The following is a 26,335-nucleotide window of genomic DNA, read 5'->3' as shown; positions in this document are numbered from 1 at the left end:
TAAAAACGCCTAGCTTATCGCCATCAAAGAATTCAACGGTGTGTGCCTCGATGTTTTCGCCATGGCGGCTGGCTGCAGGATTTACATTATGGGCACTGGGCAGCGCCGCCTGGACGCAGGCGGGTGCTGCGCAATTGGTGAGGGTCGGTGCGGCGCACTTTCCGCCCTACACCGTACGTCCCGAGCAAGGGGCCGACACCGGTTTGCTGCCGCAATTGCTCGAGGCGCTGAACGCTGAGCAAAGCGACTATCAGTTTGTACTGGTACCCACCTCTATCCCCCGGCGTTTTCGCGACTTCGAGCAAGGTCGGGTCGATATGGCGATCTTCGAAAACCCCACCTGGGGCTGGCAGGAGATAGCCCATACCAGCGTCGACATGGGCCTGGAAGACGCAGAAATCTTCGTCGCCCAACGCCAGGCCGGGCGCGACCAGAGTTACTTCGCCGATCTCACCGGCAAACGCCTGGCGGTATTCAGTGGGTATCACTACGCCTTTGCCAACTTCAACCCCGACCCCAAAAACATGGCCGAACACTTCAACGCCACGTTGACCTATTCCCATGACAGCAACTTGCTGATGGTGGCCCGTGGGCGTGCGGATATCGCGCTGGTCACCCGTTCTTACCTGAGTGATTTCATGGTGCGCAACGCGAGCATGGCCGGGCAGTTCCTGGTGTCGGAGCGCATTGACCAGGTTTACCACCATTACGCATTGCTGCGTCCCAAGGCACCGATCACGGGTGATGCGTTTTCCGCGTTGCTCAAGGGCCTTCGGGACAATGGCCAGATGCTGAAGATCTTTGAGCCTTATCGCATTGATGTAACACCGCTGCCCTGAGATCTCACGGGGGGCAAAATGTGGGAGGGGGCTTGCTCCCGATAGCGGTGGGTCAGCCAACGTCAATGTTTGCTGGGCTGACGTCTTCGGGGGCAAGCCCCCTCCCACATTGATCGAGTTCGACATCTGTTATCAGAGACCAGTTGAGTCCCCGCGCCGCTCCTTCCACATGTGTTTGCGCCGCGTTCAAACCCTGCGCGCAAACGTATCGCTATGACTGCCCGACACCTTGCGGCAATGCACCAGCGCGTCGCGAATCATAAAGTTCACCAGCGTCGGCGACACCCCGAGTTCCTTGGCGATATCCTTTTGCGGCACGCCATGCAGGCGGTACATCTCGAACGCGTAGCGGGTGCGTTGGGGCAATTGCGTCAGGGCGTCGGCGATGTTTTCCAGGGTGTTGAAATTGATGTGGGAGGTTTCCGGTGAAGCGCCGTGAATAACCACATTCAAGCCTTCCTCTTCGGTCCCGGAGTATTTGAGCTCCAGGGCCTGCTTGCGGTAGTGATCGATGGCCAGGTTGCGCACGATCTGGAACAAGTAGCTCAGCTGGGCCTTGAACGATGAAGTGATCGTCGGCGCAGACTGCAATCGGAAGTAGGCGTCTTGAACCACATCTTCGGCGCGGGAGCGGCAACCGGTGATACGTGCCGCGATCTTCACCAGCATGAGCCGGTTGTCGACAAACGCCTGGAGAAGGGGTGAATCGCACCTGCCTGTGGATACTTGTTCCGTCATGGAAATCACCTTACTGCTATTAGGTTAGGGGAGGGCGTCCCTGCTGAGGCCTCCTACACATCGGGCAACAAATTATGCTGAATGATAATGATTGTCAAATGAGAAAACGAACTAATCTTACGCTCCCGTCAGATGTGTGAACTGGTCTTGGTTGCCCCTTCCTACTAATTAATTGCTGACTTCGTCCGTTCTCTTGGGTGACAGGTCCGTTAGCAAAACGGCCAGGGATCAGCACCCGCAGGAGGGCGACATGGGTTTCTACCGTGCAAACAGCGCGTTTCAGTCTGGAGCGCTCAAGCGATGAGTACGCCAACCCGGCTGCGCTTGTTTTGCCTGCCCCACTCAGGCGCCAGCGCCTCGGTTTACGCCCGCTGGCGTCGCGCCCTGCCGGATTGGCTGCAGGTGTGCCCGCTGGAATTGCCCGGGCGCGGTCTGCGCATGGACGAGCCGTTGCAGCGCGATATCAAAGCCCTTGCGGTGCAGTTGGCCGAGGAAATCAGCCATGACCTTGACGGCCCCTATGCCCTGTTTGGCCACAGCCTTGGCGGGTTGCTGGCCTTTGAATTGGCCCATGCCTTGAGTGCGCGCAATGTGCCGGCGCCCCTGGCGCTGTTCGCTTCCGGCACCGCCGGGCCGGCGCGACGCGATGTCAGTGAATACGCCGTCGAAAAAAACGATGCCGAACTGATCGCCCGCTTGCGCCAATTGCAGGGCACCGCCGAAGAAGCCCTGGCCAACCCCGAGTTAATGCAGTTGATGCTGCCGATCCTGCGCGCCGACTTCCTGTTGTGCGGCAGCTTCACCTATGGCGAGCGCAAGCCCCTGGGCCTGCCGATCCATGTGTTCGGCGGCAAGCAGGACAGCGTGCGCGCCGATCAGTTGCTCGACTGGCAGCTCGACACCGCCAGCGGTTTTTCCCTGGACATGTTTGACGGCCACCACTTCTTCCTCGTGCAGCACGAAAGCGCCGTGCTGCGTTGCGTGCGCCGCTATGCCGAGGAACATCTGGCGCGCTGGCGCATCGACGCGGCGCGGCAACGGCTTGCCGTCTGAGCGCTCCCCACTGTTGATTTTTCAAGTAAGCCGAATTTCCCGTAAGCCGATTTCAGGCAGGAACCCCATGATGGACGCCTTCGAACTCCCCCGCACTTTGGTCCAGTCCCTTCAACGCCGTGCTGCGCAGACACCGGACCAGGTGGCTCTGCGCTTCCTGGCCGAGTCGGCCGAGCAGAGCGTGGTGCTCAGCTACCGTGATCTGGACCTGCGCGCCCGCACCATCGCCGCCGCCTTGCAAGCCATGGCCGGCCCGGGCGAGCGTGCGGTGCTGTTGTTCCCCAGCGGCCCGGACTACGTCGCGGCGTTCTTTGGGTGCCTGTACGCCGGGGTGATCGCGGTGCCGGCTTATCCGCCGGAGTCCACGCGCCGTCATCACCAGGAGCGTTTGCTGTCGATCATCCAGGACGCCGAGCCGCGCCTGCTATTGACCATTGCCAGCCTCAGCGAAGGCCTGGCGCAGATCGAAAATGCACCGCCGGTATTGAGCGTCGACAGCCTGGATGCACAGCAGGCCGAGCACTGGCTCGAGCCCGAGCTGCAAGCTGACGACATCGCCTTCCTGCAATACACCTCCGGCTCTACCGCCTTGCCCAAGGGCGTGCAGGTCAGCCACGGCAATTTGGTCGCCAACGAAGTATTGATCCGACGTGGCTTCGGCATCGACCTCAACCCCGATGACGTGATAGTCAGCTGGCTGCCGCTGTACCACGACATGGGCCTGATCGGCGGCCTGTTGCAACCCATTTTCAGCGGCGTGCCCTGCGTGTTGATGTCGCCGGCCTACTTCCTCGGCCGCCCATTGCGTTGGCTGGAAGCGATCAGCGAATACGGCGGCACCATCAGCGGCGGTCCTGATTTCGCCTACCGCCTGTGCAGCGAACGGGTCAGTGAATCGGCCCTGGAGCGTCTGGACTTGAGCCGCTGGCGCGTGGCCTATTCTGGCTCTGAGCCGATTCGCCTCGATACCCTGGAACGCTTCGCAGAAAAATTCGCCCCCTGTGGTTTCATCTCGAACAGTTTCTTTGCCTCCTACGGCCTGGCCGAAGCGACCCTGTTTGTCGCCGGCGGTACTCGTGGCCGCGGCATCCCTGCGCTGCGCGTGGACGAACAGGCCCTGGCCGCCAACCGCGCCGAACCCGGACAGGGCAGTGCGATCATGAGTTGCGGCACCAGCCAGCCGGACCACGCCGTGCTGATCGTCGATCCTCATACCCTGGCGGAGCTTGCCGACAACCGCGTCGGTGAACTCTGGGCCACGGGCCCGAGCATCGCCCACGGCTACTGGCGCAACCCCGAAGCCAGCGCCAGGACCTTCGTCCAGCACGCCGGCCACACTTGGCTGCGTACCGGTGACCTGGGGTTTATCCGCGACGGCGAGGTGTACATCACCGGTCGCCTCAAAGACCTGCTGATTGTGCGTGGTCACAACCTCTACCCCCAGGACATCGAACAGACCGTCGAGCGCGAAGTGGAAGTGGTGCGCAAGGGCCGGGTCGCCGCGTTTGCGGTGAATGACCAGGGCGTGGAAGGCATCGGCATCGCGGCGGAAATCAGCCGCAGCGTGCAGAAAATCCTGCCACCCGAAGCGCTGATCAAGGCGATCCGCCAAGCCGTGGCCGAGGCTTATCAAGAAGCCCCGAGCGTGGTGGTGTTGCTCAACCCCGGTGCGTTGCCGAAGACCTCCAGCGGCAAGGTACAACGTGCAGCCTGCGCGATTCGCCATGCCGATGGCAGCCTCGACAGCTACGCGCAATTCCCCGGGCAGCAGGGGCAGGCGAGCGAAGTGGCGCTGGAATCGGACCTGCAACAGCAGATCGCGGCGATCTGGTGTGAGCAACTGCAACTGACCAGCGTGGCCGCCGACGATCACTTCTTCCTGCTCGGCGGCAACTCCATCACTGCGACGCAAGTGGTCGCGCGTCTGCGCGAAACCCTGGGCCTGGAGCTGAACCTGCGCCTGCTGTTCGAAGCGCCGACACTTGCTGCGTTCGCCACCGCTGTGGCGCAATTGCAACAGGACGGCGGCGTTGCCCAAGGCGCAATCCACGCGCTGTCACGTCAAGAAGACCTGCCCCAATCCCTGGCCCAGAACCGTCTGTGGATCACCTGGCAACTGGATCCACACGGCAGCGCCTACACCATTCCCGGCGCCTTGCACCTGCGCGGCGAGCTGGATGAAGACGCGCTGCGCGCAAGCTTCCAGCACTTGATCCAGCGTCACGAGGCCCTGCGCACACGCTTTTACGAACGCGGTGGGCAAGCCTTCCAGCGTGTAGAACCGCAGGTGGATTTCGCGCTGCAAGTCATCGACCTCAGCGACCTGCCACACGCCGAGCGCGAAGCCCGTGCGCAACAGATCCGCGAAGACGAGGCGCATACCCAGTTTGACCTGGAAAAAGGCCCGCTGCTGTGGGTCACCCTGGTACGCCTGGATGATGAAGACCATCAACTGCTGGTGACGCTGCACCACATCATCGCTGATGGTTGGTCGCTGAATATCCTCATCGACGAGTTCTCGCGGCTGTACGCCGCTGCCGTCCAAGGCCAGAACCTGGACCTGCCACCGTTGACCTTGCACTACGCCGACTACGGCAGTTGGCAGCGCCAATGGTTGGCCGAAGGCGAGGGCCAGCGACAACTGGCGTATTGGAAAACGCAGTTGGGTGAAGAGCATCCCGCCCTGGACCTGGCCACTGATCACCCGCGTTCTGCCCAGCATCGGCACAGTGCTTCGCGCCATCGCGTGCGCCTGGATGCACGCCTCAGCGCCGCGATCCGCCAGACCGCCCAGACCCACGAGTCGACGCCGTTCATGCTGTTGTTGGCGGCGTTCCAGACCTTGCTTTATCGCTACAGCGGGCAGCACGATATCCGTATCGGCGTGCCCAATGCCAACCGCCCGCGCCACGAAACCCAGGGCCTGATCGGGTTCTTTATCAACACCCTGGTGCTGCGTGCCGAACTGGATGGGCGCTTGCCGTTCGACCAGCTGCTGGCGGCCACGCGCGAGACGGCAATGGCCGCCCAGGCCCATCAAGACCTGCCTTTCGAACAACTGCTGGAAGCCTTCCCCCAGGCCCGCGAACAGGGTCTGTTCCAGGTGATGTTCAACCACCAGCAACGTGACCTCAGCGCCTTGCGTCGCCTGCCGGGCCTGCTCGCCGATGAACTGCCATGGCACAGCCGCGAAGCCAAGTTCGACCTGCAATTGCACAGCGAAGAAGACCGCAACGGGCGTTTGAGCCTGTCGTTCGACTACGCCGACGAGCTGTTCGAGACCGCGACCATCCAGCGCATGGCCGAGCATTTCATCCACCTGCTGCAAGCTGTGTGCGCCCAACCCCAGCAAGCCCTCGGCGACCTGCCGTTGATGCTGGCCGACGAACAGCACGCCTGGAGCGCAGCACCTTGTGAGCCGGCCCGGCAATGGTTGCCCGAGCTGCTCAACCAACAGGTCTCGGACGCCACCGCGCTGGTCTGGCAGGACGGCAGCCTGACCTTCGCCCAGCTGCACACCCAGGCCAATCGCCTGGCCCATTACTTGCGCGACAAGGGCGTTGGCCCGGACGTGTGCGTGGCCATCGCCGCCGAGCGTTCGCCGCAACTGCTGGTCGGCCTGCTGGCGATCATCAAGGCCGGTGGCGCCTACGTGCCGCTGGACCCGGATTATCCCACCGAGCGCCTGGCCTACATGCTCAAGGACAGCGGCGTGCATCTGCTGCTGACCCAGACAGCGTTGCTGGCGCAGTTGCCGACTGCCGAAGGCGTCTGCGTGATCGCCATGGACAGCTTGCACCTGGACCGTTGGCCAACCCAGGCACCGGGCCTGCACCTGCACGGCGACAACCTTGCCTACGTGATCTATACCTCCGGTTCCACCGGCCAACCCAAGGGCGTGGGCAACACCCATGGCGCGCTGGCCGAACGTTTGCAGTGGATGCAGGCCACTTACCAACTGAATGAAACCGATGTGCTGATGCAAAAGGCGCCGATCAGTTTCGACGTGTCGGTGTGGGAATGCTTCTGGCCGCTGATCACCGGTTGCCGCCTGGTGCTGGCGGGGCCGGGTGAGCATCGCGACCCGCACCGCATCGCGCAGTTGGTGCAGGAACATGGCGTGACCACGTTGCACTTCGTGCCGCCGCTGTTGCAGGTATTTATCGACGAGCCGTTGGTGGCCGAATGCACCAGCCTGCGCCGCTTGTTCTGCGGTGGCGAAGCCTTGCCCGCCGAGTTGCGTAACCGCGTCCTCGCGCAATTACCCGCAGTGCAACTGCATAACCGTTATGGCCCCACCGAGACCGCGATCAACGTCACCCATTGGCATTGCACTGCCGCCGATGGCGAACGCTCGCCGATTGGTCGGCCCTTGGGCAATGTGACCTGCCGCGTGCTTGACGAGCAGCTCAACCCGTTGCCGGCCGGTGTGCCGGGTGAGTTGTGCATCGGCGGCATCGGCCTGGCCCGGGGTTACCTTGGCCGTGCCGGGCTGACCGCTGAACGCTTTGTCGCAGACCCCTTGGGCGCGCCGGGTGCACGCCTGTATCGCACCGGGGATCGCGCACGCTGGAATGCCGATGGCGTACTTGAATACCTCGGGCGCCTGGACCAGCAGGTCAAACTGCGTGGTTTCCGTGTGGAGCCGGAAGAAATTCAAGCGCGGCTGCTGGCCCTTGATGGCATCGCCCAAGCCGTGGTGCTGGTACGCGATGCGCAATTGATCGGTTACTACACCGCCCACACCGAACTGGACGCACAACAACTCAAGGCCGCCCTGGCCGCCGAGTTGCCGGAGTACATGGTGCCGGCGCTGCTGATGCGCCTGGACACCATGCCCCTGAGCCCGAGCGGCAAGCTTGACCGCCGCGCCTTGCCGGAGCCGGTCTGGCACACCCGCGAACACATCGAACCGCACACAGCGTTGCAGCTGCAAATCGCCGCGATCTGGCGCGAAGTGCTTGGCCTGCCACGTATCGGCCTGGGCGATGACTTCTTCGCCTTGGGCGGGCACTCGTTGCTGGCCACGCAAATCATCTCCCGCACCCGCCAGGCCTGTGACGTCGAGCTGCCGTTGCGCACCCTGTTCGAAGCCAGCGAGTTGGGCGCCTTTGTCGAGCAAGTCGGGCTGATCCAGGCCGCGGGCCAACGCAACCAACAGACGGCAATCGCCAAGGTCGATCGCAGCGCGCCGGTGCCGTTGTCCTATTCCCAGCAGCGCATGTGGTTCCTCTGGCAGATGGAGCCCGACAGCCCGGCCTACAACGTCGGCGGCATGGCGCGCCTGCGCGGCGTGCTGGATGTGCAGCGTTTCGAAGCAGCGTTGCAGGCGTTGATCATGCGCCATGAAACCCTGCGCACCACCTTCCCGAGCGTCGACGGCGTGGCATGCCAGAAGGTGTCGCCGCAGGCCGCTGTGCGCATGGACTGGCAGGACTTCTCGGCGCTGAGCGAAACCGAGCGCCAACAGCGTTTGCAGCAACTGGCGGCTCAAGAAGCGCACACGCCGTTCAACCTGGAAACCGGGCCGCTGTTGCGGGCCTGCCTGGTCAAGGCCGGCGAGCAGGAACACTACTTGGTGCTGACCCTGCACCATATCGTCACCGAAGGCTGGGCCATGGACATCTTTGCCCGTGAACTCAGCGCCTTGTACGAAGCTTTTATCGACGAACGCGACTCGCCGCTGGCGCCGCTGCCGGTGCAGTACCTCGACTACAGCGTGTGGCAGCGCCAGTGGCTGGAGTCCGGCGAGCGCCAACGCCAGCTGGATTACTGGACCGCGCAACTGGGCACTGAACACCCGTTGCTGGAGCTGCCCTCCGACCGCCCAAGGCCAGCGGTACAAAGCCACCAGGGCGAGCTGTACCGCTTCGACCTGAGTGATGAGTTGGCCGCCCGTGTACGCGCCTTCAATGCCGAGCGCGGCCTGACCCTGTTCATGACCATGACCGCGACCCTGGCCGTGTTGCTCTACCGCTACAGCGGCCAGACCGACCTGCGCATCGGCGCCCCGGTGGCCAACCGCATTCGCCCGGAAAGCGAAGGGCTGATCGGCGCGTTCCTCAATACCCAGGTGCTGCGTTGCCAGCTCAATGGGCAGATGAGTGTCGCCGAGTTGTTCGAGCAGGTGCGCCACACCGTGATCGAGGGCCAGTCTCATCAGGACCTGCCGTTCGACCATCTGGTCGAAGCCCTGCAACCGCCGCGCAGCGCGGCGTACAACCCGCTGTTCCAAGTGATGTGCAACGTGCAGCGCTGGGAGTTCCAGCAGCGCCGCCAACTGGCGGGCATGAGCGTCGAGTACCTGGCCAACGATGCACGGGCAACCAAGTTCGACCTCAACCTGGAAGTCACCGACCTCGACCATCGCCTGGGTTGCTGCCTGACCTACAGCACCGACTTGTTCGATGAACCGCGCATTGCTCGCATGGCCGAGCATTGGCGCAATCTGTTGGCAGGTTTGATCGCCAATCCGCAGCAACGTCTGAGCGAATTGCCGTTGCTGAGCACAGATGAACAGCGCGCATTGCAAGACAGCCTGGGGGTGGAGAAGGGCGAACATCGCCTCGACCAGTGTATCCATCAGTTGTTCAGCCAGCAGGCCAGCCAGCGGGCCGATGCACCGGCGCTGACCTTTGCCGGTGTGACCCTGACTTATGCTGAGCTGGACGCCCGCGCCAACCGCCTGGCCTGGATGCTGCGCGAACGCGGCGTGGGCCCGCAGGTGCGTGTCGGCCTGGCGCTGCCGCGCTCGCTGGAAATGGTCATTGGCCTGCTGGCGATTCTGAAGGCCGGTGGCGCCTATGTGCCGCTGGATCCGGAATACCCGCTGGACCGCCTGCACTACATGATCGCGGACAGCGACATCGGCCTGCTGCTCAGTGATGCGGCGATGTTCGAAGCCCTCGGCGAACTGCCGGCGACGGTGGCGTGCTGGTGCCTGGAAGATGACCTGCCGGTACTGGCAAATTACCCTGCTGATGAACTGCCGTTTGTCAGCCTGCCACAACACCAGGCGTATCTGATCTACACCTCGGGCTCCACCGGCAAGCCCAAGGGCGTGGTGGTGTCCCACGGTGAAATCGCCATGCATTGTCAGGCGGTGATCGAGCGGTTTGGCATGCGTGCCGATGACTGCGAACTGCACTTCTATTCAATCAACTTCGACGCCGCCACCGAGCGTTTGCTGGTGCCGCTGCTCAGTGGTGCGCAGGTGGTGCTGCGCGCCCAGGGGCAGTGGGATGCCGAAGAGATCTGCGCACTGGTTCGCACCCATCGCATCAATATCCTCGGCTTCACCCCCAGTTACGGCAGCCAGTTGGCCCAGTGGCTGGCGACTCAGCAGCAGACCTTGCCGGTGCGCATGTGTATCACCGGTGGCGAGGCATTGACCGGGGAGCACCTGCAACGCATCCGGGCGGCGTTCATGCCCGAGGTGGTTTTCAACGCCTATGGCCCGACCGAAACGGTGGTGATGCCCTTGGCCAGCCTGGCACCGCAGCAGTTGGAGGAGGGCGCGGGCAGCGTGCCGATTGGCAGCATCATCGGTGAGCGCGTGGCCTACATTCTCGACGCCGACCTGGCGCTGGTGCCCCAAGGCGCCGGTGGTGAGTTGTATATCGGCGGCGCCGGCCTGGCCCAGGGTTATCACCGCCGCCCGGGCATGACGGCGGAGCGTTTTGTCGCCGACCCGTTTGCCGCCAATGGCGGGCGTCTGTACCGCACCGGCGACCTGGTGCGCCAACGCGCCGATGGCCTGGTGGAATACCTGGGGCGCATCGACCATCAGGTGAAGATCCGCGGTTTCCGCATCGAGCTGGGCGAGATCGAAACGCGCCTGCTGGAACATCCCGCCGTGCGCGAGGCGGTAGTGCTGGCGCTGGATGCGCCAAGTGGCAAACAGCTGGTGGCCTACCTGGTCAGCGATGTCGAACACGGCGCGCTGCGCGAAGCGCTGAAGGCCCACCTCAAGGCGCAACTGCCGGACTATATGGTGCCGGCGCATTTGATCGTGCTGGACAGCATGCCGCTGACCGCCAATGGCAAGCTCGACCGCCGCGCCTTGCCTGAGCCGGATCCACAAGCCAATCGCCAATACTACGTGGCGCCGCGCAATGAGCTTGAGCACACCCTGGCGGCGATCTGGTGCGCGGTGTTGAATGTGCAGCAAGTCGGCCTCGACGATAACTTCTTTGAGCTCGGCGGCGACTCGATCCTGTCGATCCAGGTGGTCAGCCGTGCGCGCCAGGCCGGGATTCATTTCAGCCCCCGTGACCTGTTCCAGCACCAGACCGTACAGACCCTGGCTGCCGTCGCCACCCGTTCGGAGCAGGTCACCGCCGATCAAGGTGTATTGACCGGCAGCTCCGGGCTTACGCCGATCCAGCACTGGTTCTTCGACACTGACATTCCTGCACGCCAGCACTGGAACCAGGCGTTGGTGCTCAAGCCCCTGCAGCTGCTCGACCCCCATCGCCTGGAGCGAGCCCTGCTGGCGGTGCTGGAACACCACGACGCCCTGCGCCTGAGCTTCACCCAGCGCGGAGCGCAGTGGCACGCCGAACACCTGGCCGTGCCGGAAGGCGGCGTGCTGATGCAAGCCCAGGTGGGTGATATGCAACAGTGCACCGCACTGTTCACCGACACCCAGCTTAGCCTCGATCTGGAACACGGGCCGTTGTTGCGTGCCCTGTTGGTAGACGGGCCGCAAGGCCAGCAGCGTCTGCTGATCGCGATCCATCACCTGGTGGTGGATGGCGTGTCCTGGCGTGTGTTGCTGGAAGACCTGCAAAACGTTTACCGCCAACTCAGTGAAGGCCAGTCCGTCAGCCTGCCGACCAAGACCAGCGCGTTGCGCGATTGGGCGGCGCGCTTGCAGGCCTATGCCCAGAGTGAATCCCTGCGCGAAGAGTTGAGCGTATGGCAGGCGCAGTTGGCCGGCCCGGCCGTGGCCTTGCCGGTGCAACGCCCACAAGGCGCACTGCGCAATCGCGATGCCGAAACCGTCAGCGTTCGCCTGGATGCCGAACACACCCGCCAGTTGCTGCAACAGGCACCGAGCGCCTATCGCACCCAGGTCAACGACCTGCTGCTGACCGCCCTGGCCCGCGTGCTGTGCCGCTGGAGCGGGCACGACTCGGCATTGATCCAGCTGGAAGGCCATGGCCGCGAAACCCTGTTCGATGACATCGACCTGACCCGCAGCGTCGGCTGGTTCACCAGTGCCTATCCGTTGCGCCTGACACCGCAGGCCGGGCAGGGCGACTCGATCAAGGCAATCAAGGAGCAACTGCGCGCCTTGCCGCACAAAGGCTTGGGCTATGGCGTGCTGCGCTACCTGGCCGATGACCTGTGCAAACAGAACATGGCCGCACTGCCGAGCGCGCCGATTACCTTCAACTACCTGGGTCAGTTCGACCAGAGCTTTGGCACCGATGCATTGTTCCACCCGCTGGAAGAGTCCGCCGGGCTGGCCCATGATCCAGACGCGCCGTTACCCAATGAGTTGAGCGTCGACGGCCAGGTGTTCGGCGGTGAGCTGGTGCTGCGTTGGACCTTCAGCCGTGAGCGTCATGATCAACAGGTGATTGCCGATCTGGCCGAGGCATATCTGGCCGAATTGCACAGCCTGATCGCCCATTGCCTGCAGGACGATGCCGGCGGCCTCACGCCGTCCGACTTCCCCCTGGCCCACCTGACCCAGGCGCAACTGGATACCTTGCCGGTGCCAGCCAGCGCCATCGAAGACGTCTACCCGCTGACCCCGATGCAAGAGGGCCTGCTGCTGCACACCCTGCTTGAACCGGGCACCGGCTTGTATTACATGCAGGACCGCTACCGCATCAACAGCGCCCTGGACCCCGAGCGTTTTGCCCAGGCCTGGCAAGCGGTGATCGCCCGGCATGAAGCCTTGCGCGCATCGTTCTGCTGGAACGTTGGCGAAGACATGCTGCAAGTGATCCACAAACCCGGCAGCACACCGATTGAGTACCTGGACTGGAGCGCCGACCCGCAGGATGAGCAGGAGCCGCGCCTGCAAGCGCTGCTCAAGGCGGAGCGCGAAGCCGGCTTCGACCTGCTCAACCAGGCGCCTTTCCACCTGCGCCTGATCCGCGTGGGTGAGGCGCGCTACTGGTTCATGATGAGCAACCACCACATCCTTATCGATGCTTGGTGCCGTTCGCTGCTGATGAATGATTTCTTCGATATCTACATGGCGTTGGGCGAAGGTCGCGAAGCGCAACTGGCCACGCCGCCACGCTACCGCGACTACATTGCCTGGCTGCAACGCCAGGACCTCAATGAGGCGCGCCAGTGGTGGCAGCACAACCTGCAAGGTTTCGAACGCGCTACGCCGATCCCCAGCGACCGCCCGTTCCTGCGCGAACATGCCGGCGGCAGCGGCGGCATGGTGGTGGGCGACTGCTACACCCGTCTCGATGCCCACGATGGTGCGCAATTGCGTGAATTGGCCCAGGCCCACCAGCTCACCGTCAACACCTTCGCCCAGGCGGCCTGGGCCTTGGTGCTGCGCCGTTTGAGCGGCGAGCGTGACGTGCTGTTCGGCGTCACCGTGGCCGGGCGCCCGGTAGACATGCCGCCGATGCAACGCACCGTCGGCCTGTTTATCAACAGCATCGCGTTGCGGGTGAAGCTGCCTGAGGATGACCAGCGTTGCAGCGTGCGCCAGTGGTTGAGCGGGTTGCTCGACAGCAATATGCAGCTGCGCGAGTACGAATACCTGCCGCTGGTGACTATCCAGGAGCACAGCGAATTGCCCAAGGGGCAGCCGCTGTTCGACAGCCTGTTTGTGTTCGAGAACGCCCCGGTTGAGGTCTCGGTGCTTGATCGTGCGCAAAGCCTGAATGCCACCTCGGATTCCGGCCGCACCCACACCAACTTCCCGCTCACCGCAGTGTGCTATCCAGGCGATGACCTTGGCTTGCACCTGTCCTACGACCAGCGTTACTTCGACGAAAGCACCGTGCAAGGCATGCTCGGCGAGTTCAAGCGCTTGCTGTTGGCGCTGGTGCAGGGCTTCCATGGCGACATGGCCGAGCTGCCGCTGATTGGCGAGCAGGAGCGTGAGTTCCTGGTGAACGGCTGCAACCAGAGTAAGCGCAGCTACCCGTTGGAGCGCAGTTACATTGAGCTGTTCGAAGAACAGGTGGGGCAACATCCGCAGCGTATCGCCGCCCGTTGTCTCGACCAGCAATGGAGCTACGACGAGCTGAACCGCCGCAGTAACGGCCTGGGCCACGCGCTGGTCGCGGCGGGTGTCGGCCTGGACCAACCGGTGGCGTTGCTGGCGGAACGTAGCCTCGATTTGCTGGGCATGATCATCGGCAGCTTCAAGGCCGGTGCCGGCTATTTGCCGCTGGATCCGGGTCTGCCAAACCAGCGTTTGAGCCGCATCATTGACCTGAGCCGTACGCCGTTGCTGGTCTGTACCGAGGCGTGCCGCGAACAGGCCATCGAGTTGCTCGAAGGGGTTGATTGCCAGTTGCTGGTGTGGGAGGAAGTGCCCGCCCGTGGTGAGAACCCAGGTGTCTACAGCGGCCCGGACAACCTCGCCTACGTGATCTACACCTCGGGCTCCACCGGCTTGCCCAAGGGCGTGATGGTCGAACAGCGCGGCATGCTTAATAACCAGTTGAGCAAGGTGCCGTACCTGGATCTGACTGACGCGGATGTGATCGCCCAGACTGCCTCGCAAAGCTTCGACATTTCCGTCTGGCAGTTCCTCGCCGCGCCGCTGTTTGGCGCGCGGGTGGATATTGTGCCGAACACCCTTGCCCATGATCCGCAAGGTTTGTTGGAATACGTTCAAGCCCACGGCATCACCGTGCTGGAGAGTGTGCCGTCGCTGATCCAGGGCATGTTGGCCCAGGAGCGCATCAGCCTCGACGGCCTGCGCTGGATGTTGCCGACAGGCGAAGCCATGCCTCCGGAGTTGGCCCACCAGTGGCTGTTGCGCTATCCGGATATAGGTTTGGTCAATGCCTACGGCCCGGCGGAGTGCTCGGATGATGTGGCGTTCTTCCGCGTCGACCTGGCGTCGACCCGTGGCACCTACCTGCCAATTGGTACGCCGACCGACAACAACCGTTTGTACCTGCTCGATGGTGCGCTTGAGTTGGTGCCCCAGGGCGCGGTCGGTGAGCTGTGTGTCGCCGGTACGGGTGTCGGCCGCGGCTACGTCAGCGATCCGCTGCGCACTGCCCAGGCCTTTGTGCTAAACCCATTTGGTGCGCCGGGCGAGCGCTTATACCGTACCGGTGACCTGGCGCGGCGCCGCAGTGATGGCGTGCTGGAATACGTCGGGCGTATCGACCATCAAGTGAAGATTCGCGGCTACCGCATCGAACTGGGTGAAATCGAAGCGCGCCTGCACGAACAACCCGAAGTGCGTGACGCGGCGGTCGGCGTTCAGGAGGGCGTCAACGGCAAGCATCTGGTTGGCTACCTGGTGGCAGCCGACCAGACGTTGAACGCTGGCGAGCGCCTGGATCGCATCAAGCAGCGCCTGCGTGCCGAGCTGCCCGAGTACATGGTGCCGCTGCACTGGCTATGGCTTGAACGCCTGCCGCTAAACGCCAACGGCAAGCTCGACCGCAAAGCCCTGCCGGCCCTGGAGATCGGCCAACTGCACAGCCAGGACTACCTGGCGCCGCGCAATGAACTGGAAACCACCCTGGCCGGGATTTGGGCCGAGGTGTTGAAGGTTGAGCGGGTTGGGGTACAGGACAACTTCTTCGAGCTGGGCGGGCACTCGTTGCTGGCAACACAGATTGCGTCACGGGTGCAGAAAAACCTGCAGCGCGATGTGCCGCTGCGGGCGATGTTCGAATGCAGCACGGTGGCGCAATTGGCCGAGTATATCGACGGGTTGGCGGCCAACGAGATCAGTGCCGAGAAGGTGGACCGGTTGAGTGATCTGATGGCGGAGTTGGAGGGCTTGTAATAGTCGTTACCAGCCAAGCTCCTCTTATCAAACTTCAATTAAGCTACTGATTTTAAAAAGTTAAAATTTAGTCTTAACGCCGGATATTTTGGAGGCGGCCCAGGTTGCTGCACGACGGCGCCACGTCGACGATGTGACCGGGTTGTTGGGTTGTTGGGGCGAGTACATATCCGTTATTTAGGTTACGGCCACTATTGGTTCCGCTTTTACAGCGGGTCACTTTTGAAAAGAGCCCAAAAGTAAGCAAAAGGCTCTTGCCCCACCACTCGGCACCTCGCCCAGGCTCGGTGTGCCCGTAATCCGACATTGATTTGGGGGGCCGCCGCCACGCGCCATCCATGGCGCGGGGCGGCTAAACCGGCATCCCTGCCGGTTTACCCCCCAATCCCTGTCGAATTCCGGCCAGCGTGGTTTAACGGGGCGCCTAAGATCAAAAACACAGCGAGGCGGCCTTATAGCCGACCTGATCGTTGAAGCTTGCGCGTACCCCTGTGGGAGCGGGCTTGCCCGCGAAGGTCGTTAACGGTGACGCGGGAAACCAGAAAGAACGCGGCGTTCTCAGGTTTTTCGCGAGCAAGCTCGCTCCTACAGAAAAGCAGAAGCGCCGCCAGCGTATCTGCGATGCGCAGCGAGTCGCTTGATCTTGATCTCAGGCGCCCCGTTAAACCACGCTGGCCGGAGAGAGGGCACACCGAGCCTGGGCGAGGTGCCGAGTGGTGGGGCAAGAGCGTTTTGCTTACTTTTGCCTGGGCCGGCATTCCGGCTGTTCAAAAGTGAGCCGCTGTAAAAGCGGAACCCTAAGTGGCCGTTGCCCAAATAACGGATATGTACCGAGGACGAAAACCAACATCCTGCTCGGCTGTCAGGCCGCCACGGGAGCAAGCTCCCGATGGCGTCAGTTCAGGCAGCGCTTATTTCGGCCCGAGTATCTTCACCAACTTATCCGGCGACGGCGCCCCCTGCTGCTGCTGCAACCCACCTTTATCATCCAGATAGAAAATCGCCGGCGTCGCCGACAGCTCCAGTTCATCCATCAACTTCATATTCCCATCGAGCTTGGCCTCGACATCAGCCGGGATCTTCTCCAACGCCTTGAGCTGGCTACCCTTGCCGGCGGCTTCGTGTTCCTGCAAGGCTTTTTGCGGGTCTTTGGCGGCGAGCAGGGCGGCGGACTTGCCTGGGCTGTCTTCGCGGATGATGCCGACCATGATATGACGCAACTGCACCTTGCCGGCCTTGACCCACGGGCGGGCCTGCTCCCAGAACATGTTGCAGTAGGGGCAGTTGGGGTCGCTGAACAGGTAGACGATACGTGGCGCGTTTTTATCGCCGTCCTGGATCCAGCTGCTTTTTTCCATCTTGGCCCAGACTTCCTTGGCCATCGGCGCGTACACCAGTTTTTCCAGGGGCGCGCTGCTCAGGTCATTGCCTTGGGCGTCGTAGAGGTTGCCGGCGATGACGTTCTTGCCGTCGGAGGTCAAGTATAGGGCCATGCCACGGTTCTGGTACTGGGCAGCGTAGCCGGTGAGGCCGCTGGGGGCGTCGAATTTGCCGAGGATCTTGGCGCCCTTGGCTTCGATCTGCTTGATCGGCGCCGGCCAGTCTTCGGCCTGGGCCAGGGTGGCGGTTGCGCTGAGTGACAAGAAGGTCAAAGGCAGCAGGGTCAGCAAGTGGCGGAGGCGAGGCATGTCGGTTTCCTTGTCTGGGTGTTGTCGAAGGGTTCCATGGCGCGGGCCAGGCTGGCATCGGAGAGTTCGCCCAGGTGGCTGTTGATCAGGCGCCCATCGGCCTGGTAGAACAGCGTGGTGGGTAGGGCCATGGAGCCCACGGCCTGGCCGAGGCGGCCGCTGGCGTCGAACAGCACGTTGTCGAGGTTCAGGCCCTGGGTGGCCAGGTAGGTGCTGACGCTTTGCATGCTTTCGGCCTGGTTGACGAACAGGAAGGTCACGTCGGGACGCATGCGCTGGGCGTTTTCCAGCACCGGCATTTCGCGCCGGCACGGCGGGCACCAGGTGGCCCACAGGTTGATCACCAACGGGCCGCCCTGGTAATCCGCCAATTGCACCACCTCGCCATTGGCATTGCGCAGGGTGATATCCGGCAGGCGCGTACCTTTTTCGTAGACGCTGAGGGACAGGCTGGTCATGCCCCAGAACAGCAGGCCAGTGACCACCCCGGCGCTGAGCGGCTTGCGCAGGGCCGGGCGACGCCAGCCGTAGACCAGCGAGCCGAGGATCAGCGTGATGATCCCGGGCCAGGCCAGAAAGCCACCGTCACGCAGATCGACCATTTCCACCCAATCGTCGCTGTAATAACTCCAGTACATCAGCACAAAGCTGACACGGGCGGCGAGCAGGCCCAGCAGGAACAGGCTGAACAGCACCGACTCCGGGTTCTCACCACCACGCTTGGCCACCCGCCAGCCCACCAGGGTGGCGAGCATCAACGCGCTGATCAGCAGCAGGTGATTCAGGGCGATGGCGAAGGTGCCGATGGTGAAGGTCAGCATCAAAGGGCGTCTCGGGTCTGGGTCCAGCGTTGCAGGAAGGCAGCGGCATCGACTTCGCCAGTGATGCGCTGGGCACGGCGTTCTTCACCGTCCGGGCCGATCCACACGAAGCTCGGTGGCCCCGGCACCTTGTAGCGGCCCAGCAGCTCGCGGCTGGCGGCGTTGTCGGCGGTGACGTCCAGGCGCAGCAGGCGCACGTCCTTGAGCGCGGCCATCACCTCAGGTTTGCCGAATACCTGTTTCTCCATGATCTTGCACGACACGCACCAGTCGGCGTAGTAGTCCAGCAATACCCATTGGCCCTGTGCCTTGGCACTCTCGAGCTGGCTTTGCAGCGCGGCCGGGTCGTTGATGGTAGTGAACGCATCGTGGGCGCTCGGGGCACTGGCGACCCGTGAGCCGCTGTAGACCTTCAACGGTTGCCACAGCTCATCGCTGCCACCGGCCGCGCCCACCACCAGTACCGCGCCCCATAGGCCCAGTACCAGGGAGCCTGCGCCACACACCTTGGCTGCCAGGCCGGACTCACGGGCCAGCGTCCAGCCGCAATAAGCCATTACCAGGGCCAAGGCACCCCACAGGCCGATCCACAGGCTGTCGCCGACCACCGGGCGAATCATCAGCACGGCCGTGCCCAGGAACAGGAAGCCGAAGATGCCCTTGAGCACGTTCATCCAGGTGCCCGGCTTGGGCAGGAAGCGATTGCCCACGGTGACCAGCAACAACAGCGGAATGCCGATACCGATACCCATGGCGAACAGGATCAGCCCACCGTGCAGCGCATTGCCGCTCTGGGCGATATACAGCAGGGCGCCGGCCAGGGGCGCAGTCATGCAGGGGCCCACCAGCAGGCCGGACAATGCGCCGAGAATGCCGGCACCCACCAGGCTGCCACCGCTTTGCTGGCGGCTGACGTTGTCGAGGCGGTCACGCAGGAAGGCGGGCAGTTGCAGTTCGAAGAAGCCGAACATCGGCAAGGCGAGGATCACGAACAGCGCGGCAAAACTACCGAGAATCCACGGGGTTTGCAGCAGCGCGGCGAGGTTGGCGCCGAGCAACGCGGCCATCACCCCCAGGGCCGCATACACCAGCGCCATGCACACCACGTAGCTGCCGGCCAAGGCAAAGCCGCGCCGTGGGCTGGCGCCACTGCCAACCACCAGGCCAGCAAGAATCGGCAACATCGGCAGCGAGCAGGGCGCAAACGCCAGCAGCAGGCCCAGGCCGAAGAACACCAGCAGGCTCCAGCCCAGGCTGCGCTGTTGCAGGCCGCTGGCCAGGCTCTGGTCCTGGGCCTGCGCGGTGGCGGCTACAGCCGGGTTGCCGCCCAGGTCCACGGTAATCGATTGCGGCGGATAACACAGGCCGGCATCGGCACAGCCTTGCCAGCCCAGCTTGATCTGGCCGGTGGCGCCGGCGGGGATCTTCACTTCCAGGCCTTGGCGATACACCTGCTGCTCGCCGAAGAACTCATCGCTATGGGCTTCACCCTGGGGCAGCACCGGTTGCTCGGCCAAACCCTCGAACTTCATGCGCTGCTGGTACAGGTAGTAACCGTCGGCAATCTGCCAATACAGCTGGGTTTCGCCACTTTCAAGACGTTCGGAGGTAAAGGTGAAGGCCTTGCCCACCGGGAGGAAATCAGGTTTGGTTTCGAAGGGGTTGCCCGGCGCTGCCTGGGCGAATCCCGCGAACAACACCAGCAGAAAGATAAACAGATGCCGCATGGTCAAGCCTTAGTTCGATGCAAGTGAGGCACACAATGTGTGGCGCTGATTAACCGATGATTAACCGGACGCTATTCTAGAGTGTAGGGATAATCTGATGTTGTGAACTTTGACGGCATAATGCGCGCTTAATCCGTGCCTTTTCTAATCACCCGCATCTTTTATGAAGGGCTCAGCATGCACGTACTGGTCTGCGAAGACGACGAACTGATCGCCAGCGGCATCGTGGCCGGCCTCACCGCCCAGGGCTTTACCGTGGAACGCGTGGCCACGGCGGCCGCTGCGCGGGCGATGCTCAAGGCGGCGGCCTTCGACATCATGGTGCTCGACCTCGGCCTGCCGGACGAAGACGGCCTCAAGCTGTTGCAACAACAGCGCAGCCAGGGCCTGGAGATTCCGGTGCTGATCCTCACGGCGCGGGATTCAGTCACTAACCGCGTCGATGGCCTGCAAGCCGGCGCCGATGACTACCTGCTCAAGCCCTTCGACCTGCGCGAACTCGCCGCCCGCCTGCAAACCCTGTTGCGCCGGGTGGCGGGGCGCAGCGTCAATCTGATCGAGCACGGGCGGCTGGCCTACGACCCCAGCAGCCGTGAAACCTTCCTGGGTGGCCAGCCGGTGGACCTGTCCCGTCGCGAACAGGCGCTGTTGCAGGCGTTGCTGCACAACAAGGGCCGCGTGCTGTCCAGCGAGCAACTCAAGGACAGCGTCTACGGGTTCAGCGACGAACTGGAAAGCAATGCGCTCAATGTGCATATCCATCACCTGCGGCGCAAATTGGGCAATGGCATCGTCGAGACCGTGCGCGGCCTCGGTTATCGCCTGGGCCCGGCGGATGCTGGAGAGAACAGCAAGTGAAGAGCCTGCGCCTGCGCCTGACGTTCAAGCTGGGCGCCGCTTTTGTGCTGATCTGGGTGCTGGCGGCCGCCTGGATGCTCAACGATTTGCGCAACCAGATGATGTTTTCCCTCGACCAGCGCTTGGTGGCTTCGGCGCGCATGGTGGCAGGGCTGACCGAGCAGATGCCGGGGCTGGCCAGTGTCAGCGCCGCTACCCATTTGCGCACTGAACAGCTGAATGTGCCAGGGGGCATGGCGTGCCAGGTCAGCTCCCTGCGCGGCGAGATCCTGGCGCGCAGCCACACCACGCCGGAGGAAGGGCTGGAGTCGCGCAGAAGCGGTTTTCGCGACCAGATGATCGATGGCGTGGGCTGGCGCAGTTTCACCTTGTCGCGGGGTGACTTGCTGATCACCACCGCCGACCGCCAGGTGGAGCGCGAGGCGCTGAACCTGTCGATCCTGCTCGCCGCCTCGGTGCCCGTCGGCGTGGCCTTGCTGGGTTGCCTTTGCCTGTTGTGGCTGGGTATCGGTCAAAGCCTGGTGCCGCTCAACCGCATGCGTGACGCCTTGATGCGCCGCAGTGCCGATTCCCTCGAACCGCTGCAGATCCATCCATTGCCCAGCGAACTCAAGCCGTTGCTCGACACCCAGAACCAACTGCTGCAACGCATCGCCAAGACCATTGAACGCGAGCGCCGCCTCACCGGTGACGCCGCCCATGAGCTGCGCAGCCCGCTGACGGCGATCAAGACCCACCTGCAAGTGGCGCGCATGACAGAGGGCGCGGCCCGCGACCAGTCCCTGGCCCACGCCGAGGAAGGCGCCGACCGCTTGCATCGCACCCTGGAGCAGTTATTGCTGCTGGCGCGGGTGGAAGGCAGCCTGTCATTTGACGACGGCTTGCAGTCCAGTGCCGAGGAAGTCGCCAGGTTGGCGATCCAGGATGCCAACGCTGGCGACAATCGCCGGATCGACCTGGTCCTGGCCCACGACCTTGCCGCCAGCCCGGTGGACATGCCGGTGGGCCTGGCGGTCGCGGCCTTGCGCAACCTGTTGGATAACGCCTTGCGCCACACCCCGGCCGATACCCGGGTGGAGCTGAGCCTATCCAGCAGCGTTGACCAGGTGGTATTCCGTGTGCGTGACCATGGCAAGCAGATCTCCAGCGAAGACCTGCAATGCCTCACCCAGCGCTTCTGGCGCAACGGCACCAGCGAAGGCTGTGGCCTGGGCCTGGCGATCGTCCAGGCGATAGTGCAGCGCTGTTCCTGTTCGTTGGCATTCGATAGCCAGCCCGATGGCCTGCGGGTTGACCTGGGCATGCCGTTGCGTGGCTGAGCCGCTTTTTCACGTGCCAAATAATTACCGCCCGCCTGACATTCAACCCTTCAGGATGGCGGTAATTTTTTGCGTTTGAACGGGCCGAATGATTCGGTCCGAAATGAAAAGGACGGCTCTTTTTATGTTGGTTGTCGATACCAGTTTTCCAGCCAGGGATTTCAATGACCGCGATGGCGAAAGCGTGCGGCAGGTCATCCTGCATTACACCACCGGGACCTTTGCCTCGGCCCTGCGCACTCTGACCCAGGATGGCGTGAGCGCTCATTACCTGTTACCCGATCCCGATGAGCCCAGTTACCGAGCTGCCGGTTATGAAGAGTTGCGCGTATTCCGCCTGGTGGACGAGGACGAGCGTGCCTGGCATGCGGGAGTGAGTCACTGGGACGGGCGTGACAACCTCAACAGCGGGTCGATTGGCATTGAGATCGTCAACCTGGCGCGGGACGACAAGGGCGTGTTCAGTTTTCCGGCGTACCCCAAGGTTCAGGTCGATATGCTCATTGCCCTGATCCGCGACATTCTCGGACGGTATCCGCAGATTGCCCCGACTGACATCCTCGGTCACGCGGATGTGGCCTATTGGCGCAAGAGTGATCCGGGACCGCGATTCCCCTGGTGTCGCTTGCATGAAGCGGGGCTGGGGGCCTGGTTCGATGAGGCCACGCGCGCGATGTATCAGCGCCGGTTCAATGTCAGGCTGCCACCCGAGGTAGAAGTGGAGCGGGCTTTCCAGCGCTATGGGTATAAACCGGCGCGCAATCGCCGGGCATTCGAGCTGCGCACCCGGGCATTCCAGATGCACTTTCGGGCCCAGGATTATCGCGGCGTCCTGGATGCGCAGACCTGCGCGATCCTGTATGCGCTGAACGAAAAATACCGCGGAATTTGATTCGAACGCTGTTCAAATGTGGGAGGGGGCTTGCTCCCGATGGCGGTAGGTCAGTAAAGAATATGCTAACTGACATACTGCTATCGGGGGCAAGCCCCCCCTCCCACATTTGGATCTTCATTCATCAGTTAACCACATCGCTCCCTAAATACTCTTCTCGCTGATGCGTCTCCAGAACAGGAAATCCGTGCGCATGCCCTTGGGCCAGACGCCAACGGATCGGCAGTTTGGTCACCATCACCCGCGTATTGAGGGATCCAGAAATGTCAGTCGCTACCAGCCGTACCGAAGACGCCGCGGCGCCTGCGGAAACGCTCTATCAGTTCGACGAAAACCCGCTGCTGGCCCGTCAGCGCCAGCAGGAGTCCAACGCCCGCAGCTACCCGCGGCGTATCCCCCTGGCGCTCAAGCGCGCCAAAGGTCTTTATGTGGAAGACGTCGAGGGGCGTCGCTTCATCGATTGCCTGGCCGGTGCCGGAACGCTGGCGCTGGGGCATAACCACCCGGTGGTGATCCAGGCCATCCGGCAAGTGCTGAGCGATGAACTGCCGCTGCACACCCTTGACCTGACCACACCGGTCAAGGATCAGTTCGTGCAGGACCTGTTCGGCTTGCTGCCCGCTGAATTGACGCGGGAAGCGAAGATCCAGTTCTGCGGCCCCACTGGCACCGATGCGGTGGAAGCTGCATTGAAGCTGGTGCGCACCGCCACTGGGCGCAGCACTGTACTGTCGTTCCAGGGTGGCTATCACGGCATGAGCCAGGGCGCCTTGAGCCTGATGGGCAGCCTGGGGCCGAAAAAGCCCCTGGGCGCGTTGCTCGGCAATGGCGTGCAATTCCTGCCATTCCCGTATGACTACCGTTGCCCGTTCGGCTTGGGCGGCGCGCAAGGTGTGCAGGTCAACCTGCATTACCTGGAAAACCTGCTCAACGATCCGGAGGCGGGCGTGTTGCTGCCGGCGGCGGTGATTGTTGAGGTGGTGCAGGGCGAGGGCGGTGTGATTCCCGCAGACCTCGATTGGTTGCGCGGGCTGCGGCGTATCACCGAGCAGGCCGGTGTGGCGCTGATCGTCGATGAAATCCAGAGTGGCTTTGGACGCACCGGCAAGATGTTTGCCTTCGAACACGCCGGCATCATCCCGGACGTGGTGGTCATGTCCAAGGCCATTGGCGGCAGCCTGCCGTTGGCCGTGGTGGTGTATCGCGACTGGCTCGACACTTGGCTGCCGGGCGCCCATGCCGGAACGTTCCGGGGCAACCAGATGGCGATGGCGGCGGGCTCGGCGGTCATGCGTTATCTCAGGGAACACGACCTGGCGAGCCATGCGGCGGCCATGGGTGAACGTCTGGAGGAACACCTGCGCATCTTGCAGCGCGACTTCCCGCAACTGGGGGATATCCGTGGCCGCGGGTTGATGCTGGGGGTGGAGTTGGTAGACCCGACGGGCACGCCGGATACCCAGGGCCACCCACCGGTGCATCGCCAGTTGGCGCCGCTGGTGCAGCGCGAATGCCTCAAGCGCGGCCTGATCCTCGAACTGGGGGGGCGCCATGGCGGCGTGGTGCGTTTCCTGCCACCGTTGGTGATTACCGCTGGCGAAATCGACCAGGTGGCCGAGATCTTCGGGCGCGCCTTGGCGGCGGCGGTTGCCAGCGTCTAATTTTCCAGGCCCTTGATACGTTTCTACAGATATCAGTGCTGCGCGTGGTGCGCAGCCAGCCTTTGAGCGACGGAGAACAGCAATGACCTCAGTATTTGACCGCGATGACATCCTGTTTCAGGTAGTGGTCAACCACGAAGAACAATATTCGATCTGGCCCGACTACAAGGCAGTGCCCGAAGGCTGGCGCACCGTAGGCAAAAGCGGCATGAAGAAAGAGTGCCTGGCCTATATCGAGGAAGTGTGGACCGATATGCGCCCGTTGAGCCTGCGCCAGAAGATGGACAGCGCCGCGCCGGCCAACTGATTCAGCGCAATACCCTGTAGGAGCGAGCTTGCTCGCGAAGAACGCAAGAACGCCGCGGTCACCCTGAGTAAACGCGGCGTTCTGAAGTACTTCGCGAGCAAGCTTGCTCCTACAGGGGTGCGTGGGTGTACAGGTAATCCGTCGCCAGCGACGCCAGCGTCCTCACGCCCACCACCAACGCCGACTCATCCACAAAGAACCCCGGGTTGTGATTCGGCGCCGCCTTGCTCATGTCCTGGTCCCTCGGGGTCACCCCCAGGAATACGAACAATCCCGGCGCCTCCTTGGCATAAAACGAGAAGTCTTCGGCGCCTCCTACCAATGGGCCTTGCACCACATCATCCTGGGCTGCCCAACGCAGGCTCGGCAGCATTTTCTCGGTCAGTGCCGGGTTATTGATGGTGGGGTCGTACTTCTCGATGATCGTCACCTCGGCCTTGGCGCCGCCGCTTTCGGCAATTTTCTCCACGGTCTGGCGCACATCGGCATGCAGCTTCTGGCGAATGCCGTAGTCATAGGAGCGGATGGTGCCGGTCATCTCCAGCGACTCGGGGATGATGTTGTAGCGGGTGCCACCGTTGATGGTGCCGATGCTCACCACCGAGGGCGATGACGAAATATTCGTGCGGCGGCTGACCACGGTCTGCAAACCGACAATGGTTTGCGCGCCGACGGTGATCGGGTCGATGCCGTTCCAGGGCTGCCCCGCGTGGGTCTGTTTGCCGAGGATCTTGATGCGCAGGTCGTCGGAGCTGGCCAGGGTCGGGCCCGGGCGGTAGGCGATCTGCCCGGCCGGTACGCCGGCCCACACATGTAGGCCGAACACCGCATCCGGCTTCGGCGCTTTCATCACGCCTTCCTGCACCATCATCTTCGCGCCCCAGGTGTTCTTGCCGTCGGGGCTGAAGTCGCTCGGGCCTTCTTCGGCCGGTTGGAAATAGAACACCACGGTGCCGGGCAGACGCTCGCGCATGCCGGTAAGAATTTTCGCAGTGCTCAGCAGGATCGCGGTGTGGGCGTCGTGGCCACAGGCGTGCATCACGTCGACTTCCTTGCCCAGGTAGGTGCCCTTGGCCTTGGATGCGAAGGGCAGATCGGCGACTTCCTTGACCGGCAGCGCATCCATGTCGGCGCGCAGGGCCACGGTCGGGCCGGGCAGGGCGCCTTTCAAGACGGCGACGACGCCGGTGCGCGCCACGCCTGTCTTGACCTCAAGGCCCAGTTCGCGCAGCTGTTTGGCGACCAGCTCGGCGGTGCGGGTTTCGGCGTTGCCCAGCTCTGGATGGGCGTGGATATCGCGGCGGGTTTCCAGCAGACTCGGTTCAAGGATCTTCGCCTGGGCGGCAATTTCTTCCCGGGCGCTATCCTGACCACTGCTGGCGGCAATCACTGCGCTGCTGGCAACCCCGCAGAGCAAGCCGAACACCCACTGATGTGTCAAACCGTTCAAACGCATACAAACCTCTCC

Annotated in this window: 13 protein-coding genes; 8 read left to right on the top strand and 5 right to left on the bottom strand. The window is 63.0% G+C overall.

Annotated features, from left to right (window positions below; all coding sequences use genetic code 11):
- Positions 1 to 50: 50 nt before the first annotated feature.
- Entirely contained in the window at positions 51 to 839 is a 789-nt protein-coding gene (locus KVH01_RS12950; RefSeq protein WP_217881715.1) for a substrate-binding periplasmic protein, read from the top strand.
- A gap of 186 nt (positions 840 to 1,025) precedes the next feature.
- On the opposite strand, the gene KVH01_RS12945 is transcribed toward KVH01_RS12950, so the two are convergent.
- Positions 1,026 to 1,577 (bottom strand): RNA polymerase factor sigma-70, encoded by a 552-nt coding sequence (locus tag KVH01_RS12945; protein WP_043049829.1) that lies wholly within the window; start codon positions 1,575 to 1,577, stop codon positions 1,026 to 1,028.
- A 300-nt stretch (positions 1,578 to 1,877) separates the two neighbouring features.
- Here KVH01_RS12945 and KVH01_RS12940 point away from each other — a divergent pair, with 300 nt between their 5' ends.
- Together KVH01_RS12940 and KVH01_RS12935 are read left to right on the top strand one after the other, a co-directional pair.
- The gene (locus tag KVH01_RS12940) at positions 1,878 to 2,630 is read left to right on the top strand and encodes a thioesterase II family protein (RefSeq protein ID WP_217881714.1); all 753 of its coding nucleotides are present in this window, start codon (positions 1,878 to 1,880) and stop codon (positions 2,628 to 2,630) included.
- Between the two features lie 67 nt (positions 2,631 to 2,697).
- Positions 2,698 to 15,594 (top strand): non-ribosomal peptide synthetase, encoded by a 12,897-nt coding sequence (locus KVH01_RS12935; protein WP_217881713.1) that lies wholly within the window; start codon positions 2,698 to 2,700, stop codon positions 15,592 to 15,594.
- A gap of 911 nt (positions 15,595 to 16,505) precedes the next feature.
- Here the strand turns inward: KVH01_RS12935 and dsbG are convergent.
- The 3 genes from dsbG to dsbD are packed head-to-tail and all read right to left on the bottom strand — an operon-like array spanning position 16,506 to position 19,830.
- Positions 16,506 to 17,282: a thiol:disulfide interchange protein DsbG gene (gene dsbG, locus KVH01_RS12930; protein WP_217881712.1), complete on the bottom strand. Its 777-nt coding sequence runs from the start codon at positions 17,280 to 17,282 to the stop codon at positions 16,506 to 16,508.
- Positions 17,258 to 18,103: a TlpA disulfide reductase family protein gene (locus tag KVH01_RS12925; protein ID WP_043049825.1), complete on the bottom strand. Its 846-nt coding sequence runs from the start codon at positions 18,101 to 18,103 to the stop codon at positions 17,258 to 17,260. The genes dsbG and KVH01_RS12925 overlap by 25 nt, the downstream gene beginning before the upstream one ends.
- Positions 18,103 to 19,830, bottom strand: a complete 1,728-nt coding sequence (dsbD, locus tag KVH01_RS12920) for a protein-disulfide reductase DsbD (protein WP_217881711.1) — start codon at positions 19,828 to 19,830, stop codon at positions 18,103 to 18,105. Before dsbD ends, KVH01_RS12925 begins: the two co-directional genes overlap by 1 nt.
- A gap of 177 nt (positions 19,831 to 20,007) precedes the next feature.
- Here dsbD and KVH01_RS12915 point away from each other — a divergent pair, with 177 nt between their 5' ends.
- From KVH01_RS12915 to KVH01_RS12895, 5 genes are all read left to right on the top strand, one after another.
- Positions 20,008 to 20,688: a response regulator gene (locus KVH01_RS12915; protein ID WP_057011751.1), complete on the top strand. Its 681-nt coding sequence runs from the start codon at positions 20,008 to 20,010 to the stop codon at positions 20,686 to 20,688.
- On the top strand, positions 20,685 to 22,007 hold the full coding sequence (locus KVH01_RS12910; protein WP_217881710.1) for a sensor histidine kinase: 1,323 nt from the start codon (positions 20,685 to 20,687) through the stop codon (positions 22,005 to 22,007). Before KVH01_RS12915 ends, KVH01_RS12910 begins: the two co-directional genes overlap by 4 nt.
- Before the next feature lie 124 nt (positions 22,008 to 22,131).
- Complete coding sequence (locus KVH01_RS12905) at positions 22,132 to 22,899, top strand: N-acetylmuramoyl-L-alanine amidase (RefSeq protein ID WP_217881709.1); 768 nt, start codon at positions 22,132 to 22,134, stop codon at positions 22,897 to 22,899.
- Positions 22,900 to 23,162: 263 nt separating this feature from the next.
- Positions 23,163 to 24,560, top strand: coding sequence for an aspartate aminotransferase family protein (locus KVH01_RS12900; protein ID WP_217881708.1), 1,398 nt, complete (start codon positions 23,163 to 23,165; stop codon positions 24,558 to 24,560).
- 82 nt (positions 24,561 to 24,642) lie between these two features.
- On the top strand, positions 24,643 to 24,867 hold the full coding sequence (locus KVH01_RS12895; RefSeq protein ID WP_043049819.1) for an MbtH family protein: 225 nt from the start codon (positions 24,643 to 24,645) through the stop codon (positions 24,865 to 24,867).
- Between the two features lie 109 nt (positions 24,868 to 24,976).
- Here the strand turns inward: KVH01_RS12895 and KVH01_RS12890 are convergent, their stop codons facing one another.
- Positions 24,977 to 26,323: an amidohydrolase gene (locus tag KVH01_RS12890; protein WP_217881707.1), complete on the bottom strand. Its 1,347-nt coding sequence runs from the start codon at positions 26,321 to 26,323 to the stop codon at positions 24,977 to 24,979.
- Between the last annotated feature and the right edge of the window lie 12 nt (positions 26,324 to 26,335).

The sequence above is a fragment of the Pseudomonas khavaziana genome (assembly GCF_019145205.1).
GTDB lineage: Bacteria > Pseudomonadota > Gammaproteobacteria > Pseudomonadales > Pseudomonadaceae > Aquipseudomonas > Aquipseudomonas khavaziana.
This window is presented reverse-complemented; position numbering and strand designations above follow the sequence as displayed.

Excerpts from the sequence above, each read along its gene's own strand:
- KVH01_RS12950 (WP_217881715.1), top strand. The coding sequence starts at position 51 with ATGTTTTCGCCATGGCGGCTGGCTGCAGGATTTACATTATGGGCACTG.
- KVH01_RS12945 (WP_043049829.1), bottom strand. The coding sequence starts at position 1,577 with ATGACGGAACAAGTATCCACAGGCAGGTGCGATTCACCCCTTCTCCAG.
- KVH01_RS12940 (WP_217881714.1), top strand. The coding sequence starts at position 1,878 with ATGAGTACGCCAACCCGGCTGCGCTTGTTTTGCCTGCCCCACTCAGGC.
- KVH01_RS12935 (WP_217881713.1), top strand. The coding sequence starts at position 2,698 with ATGATGGACGCCTTCGAACTCCCCCGCACTTTGGTCCAGTCCCTTCAA.
- dsbG (WP_217881712.1), bottom strand. The coding sequence starts at position 17,282 with ATGCCTCGCCTCCGCCACTTGCTGACCCTGCTGCCTTTGACCTTCTTG.
- KVH01_RS12925 (WP_043049825.1), bottom strand. The coding sequence starts at position 18,103 with ATGCTGACCTTCACCATCGGCACCTTCGCCATCGCCCTGAATCACCTG.
- dsbD (WP_217881711.1), bottom strand. The coding sequence starts at position 19,830 with ATGCGGCATCTGTTTATCTTTCTGCTGGTGTTGTTCGCGGGATTCGCC.
- KVH01_RS12915 (WP_057011751.1), top strand. The coding sequence starts at position 20,008 with ATGCACGTACTGGTCTGCGAAGACGACGAACTGATCGCCAGCGGCATC.
- KVH01_RS12905 (WP_217881709.1), top strand. The coding sequence starts at position 22,132 with ATGTTGGTTGTCGATACCAGTTTTCCAGCCAGGGATTTCAATGACCGC.
- KVH01_RS12900 (WP_217881708.1), top strand. The coding sequence starts at position 23,163 with ATGTCAGTCGCTACCAGCCGTACCGAAGACGCCGCGGCGCCTGCGGAA.
- KVH01_RS12895 (WP_043049819.1), top strand. The coding sequence starts at position 24,643 with ATGACCTCAGTATTTGACCGCGATGACATCCTGTTTCAGGTAGTGGTC.
- KVH01_RS12890 (WP_217881707.1), bottom strand. The coding sequence starts at position 26,323 with ATGCGTTTGAACGGTTTGACACATCAGTGGGTGTTCGGCTTGCTCTGC.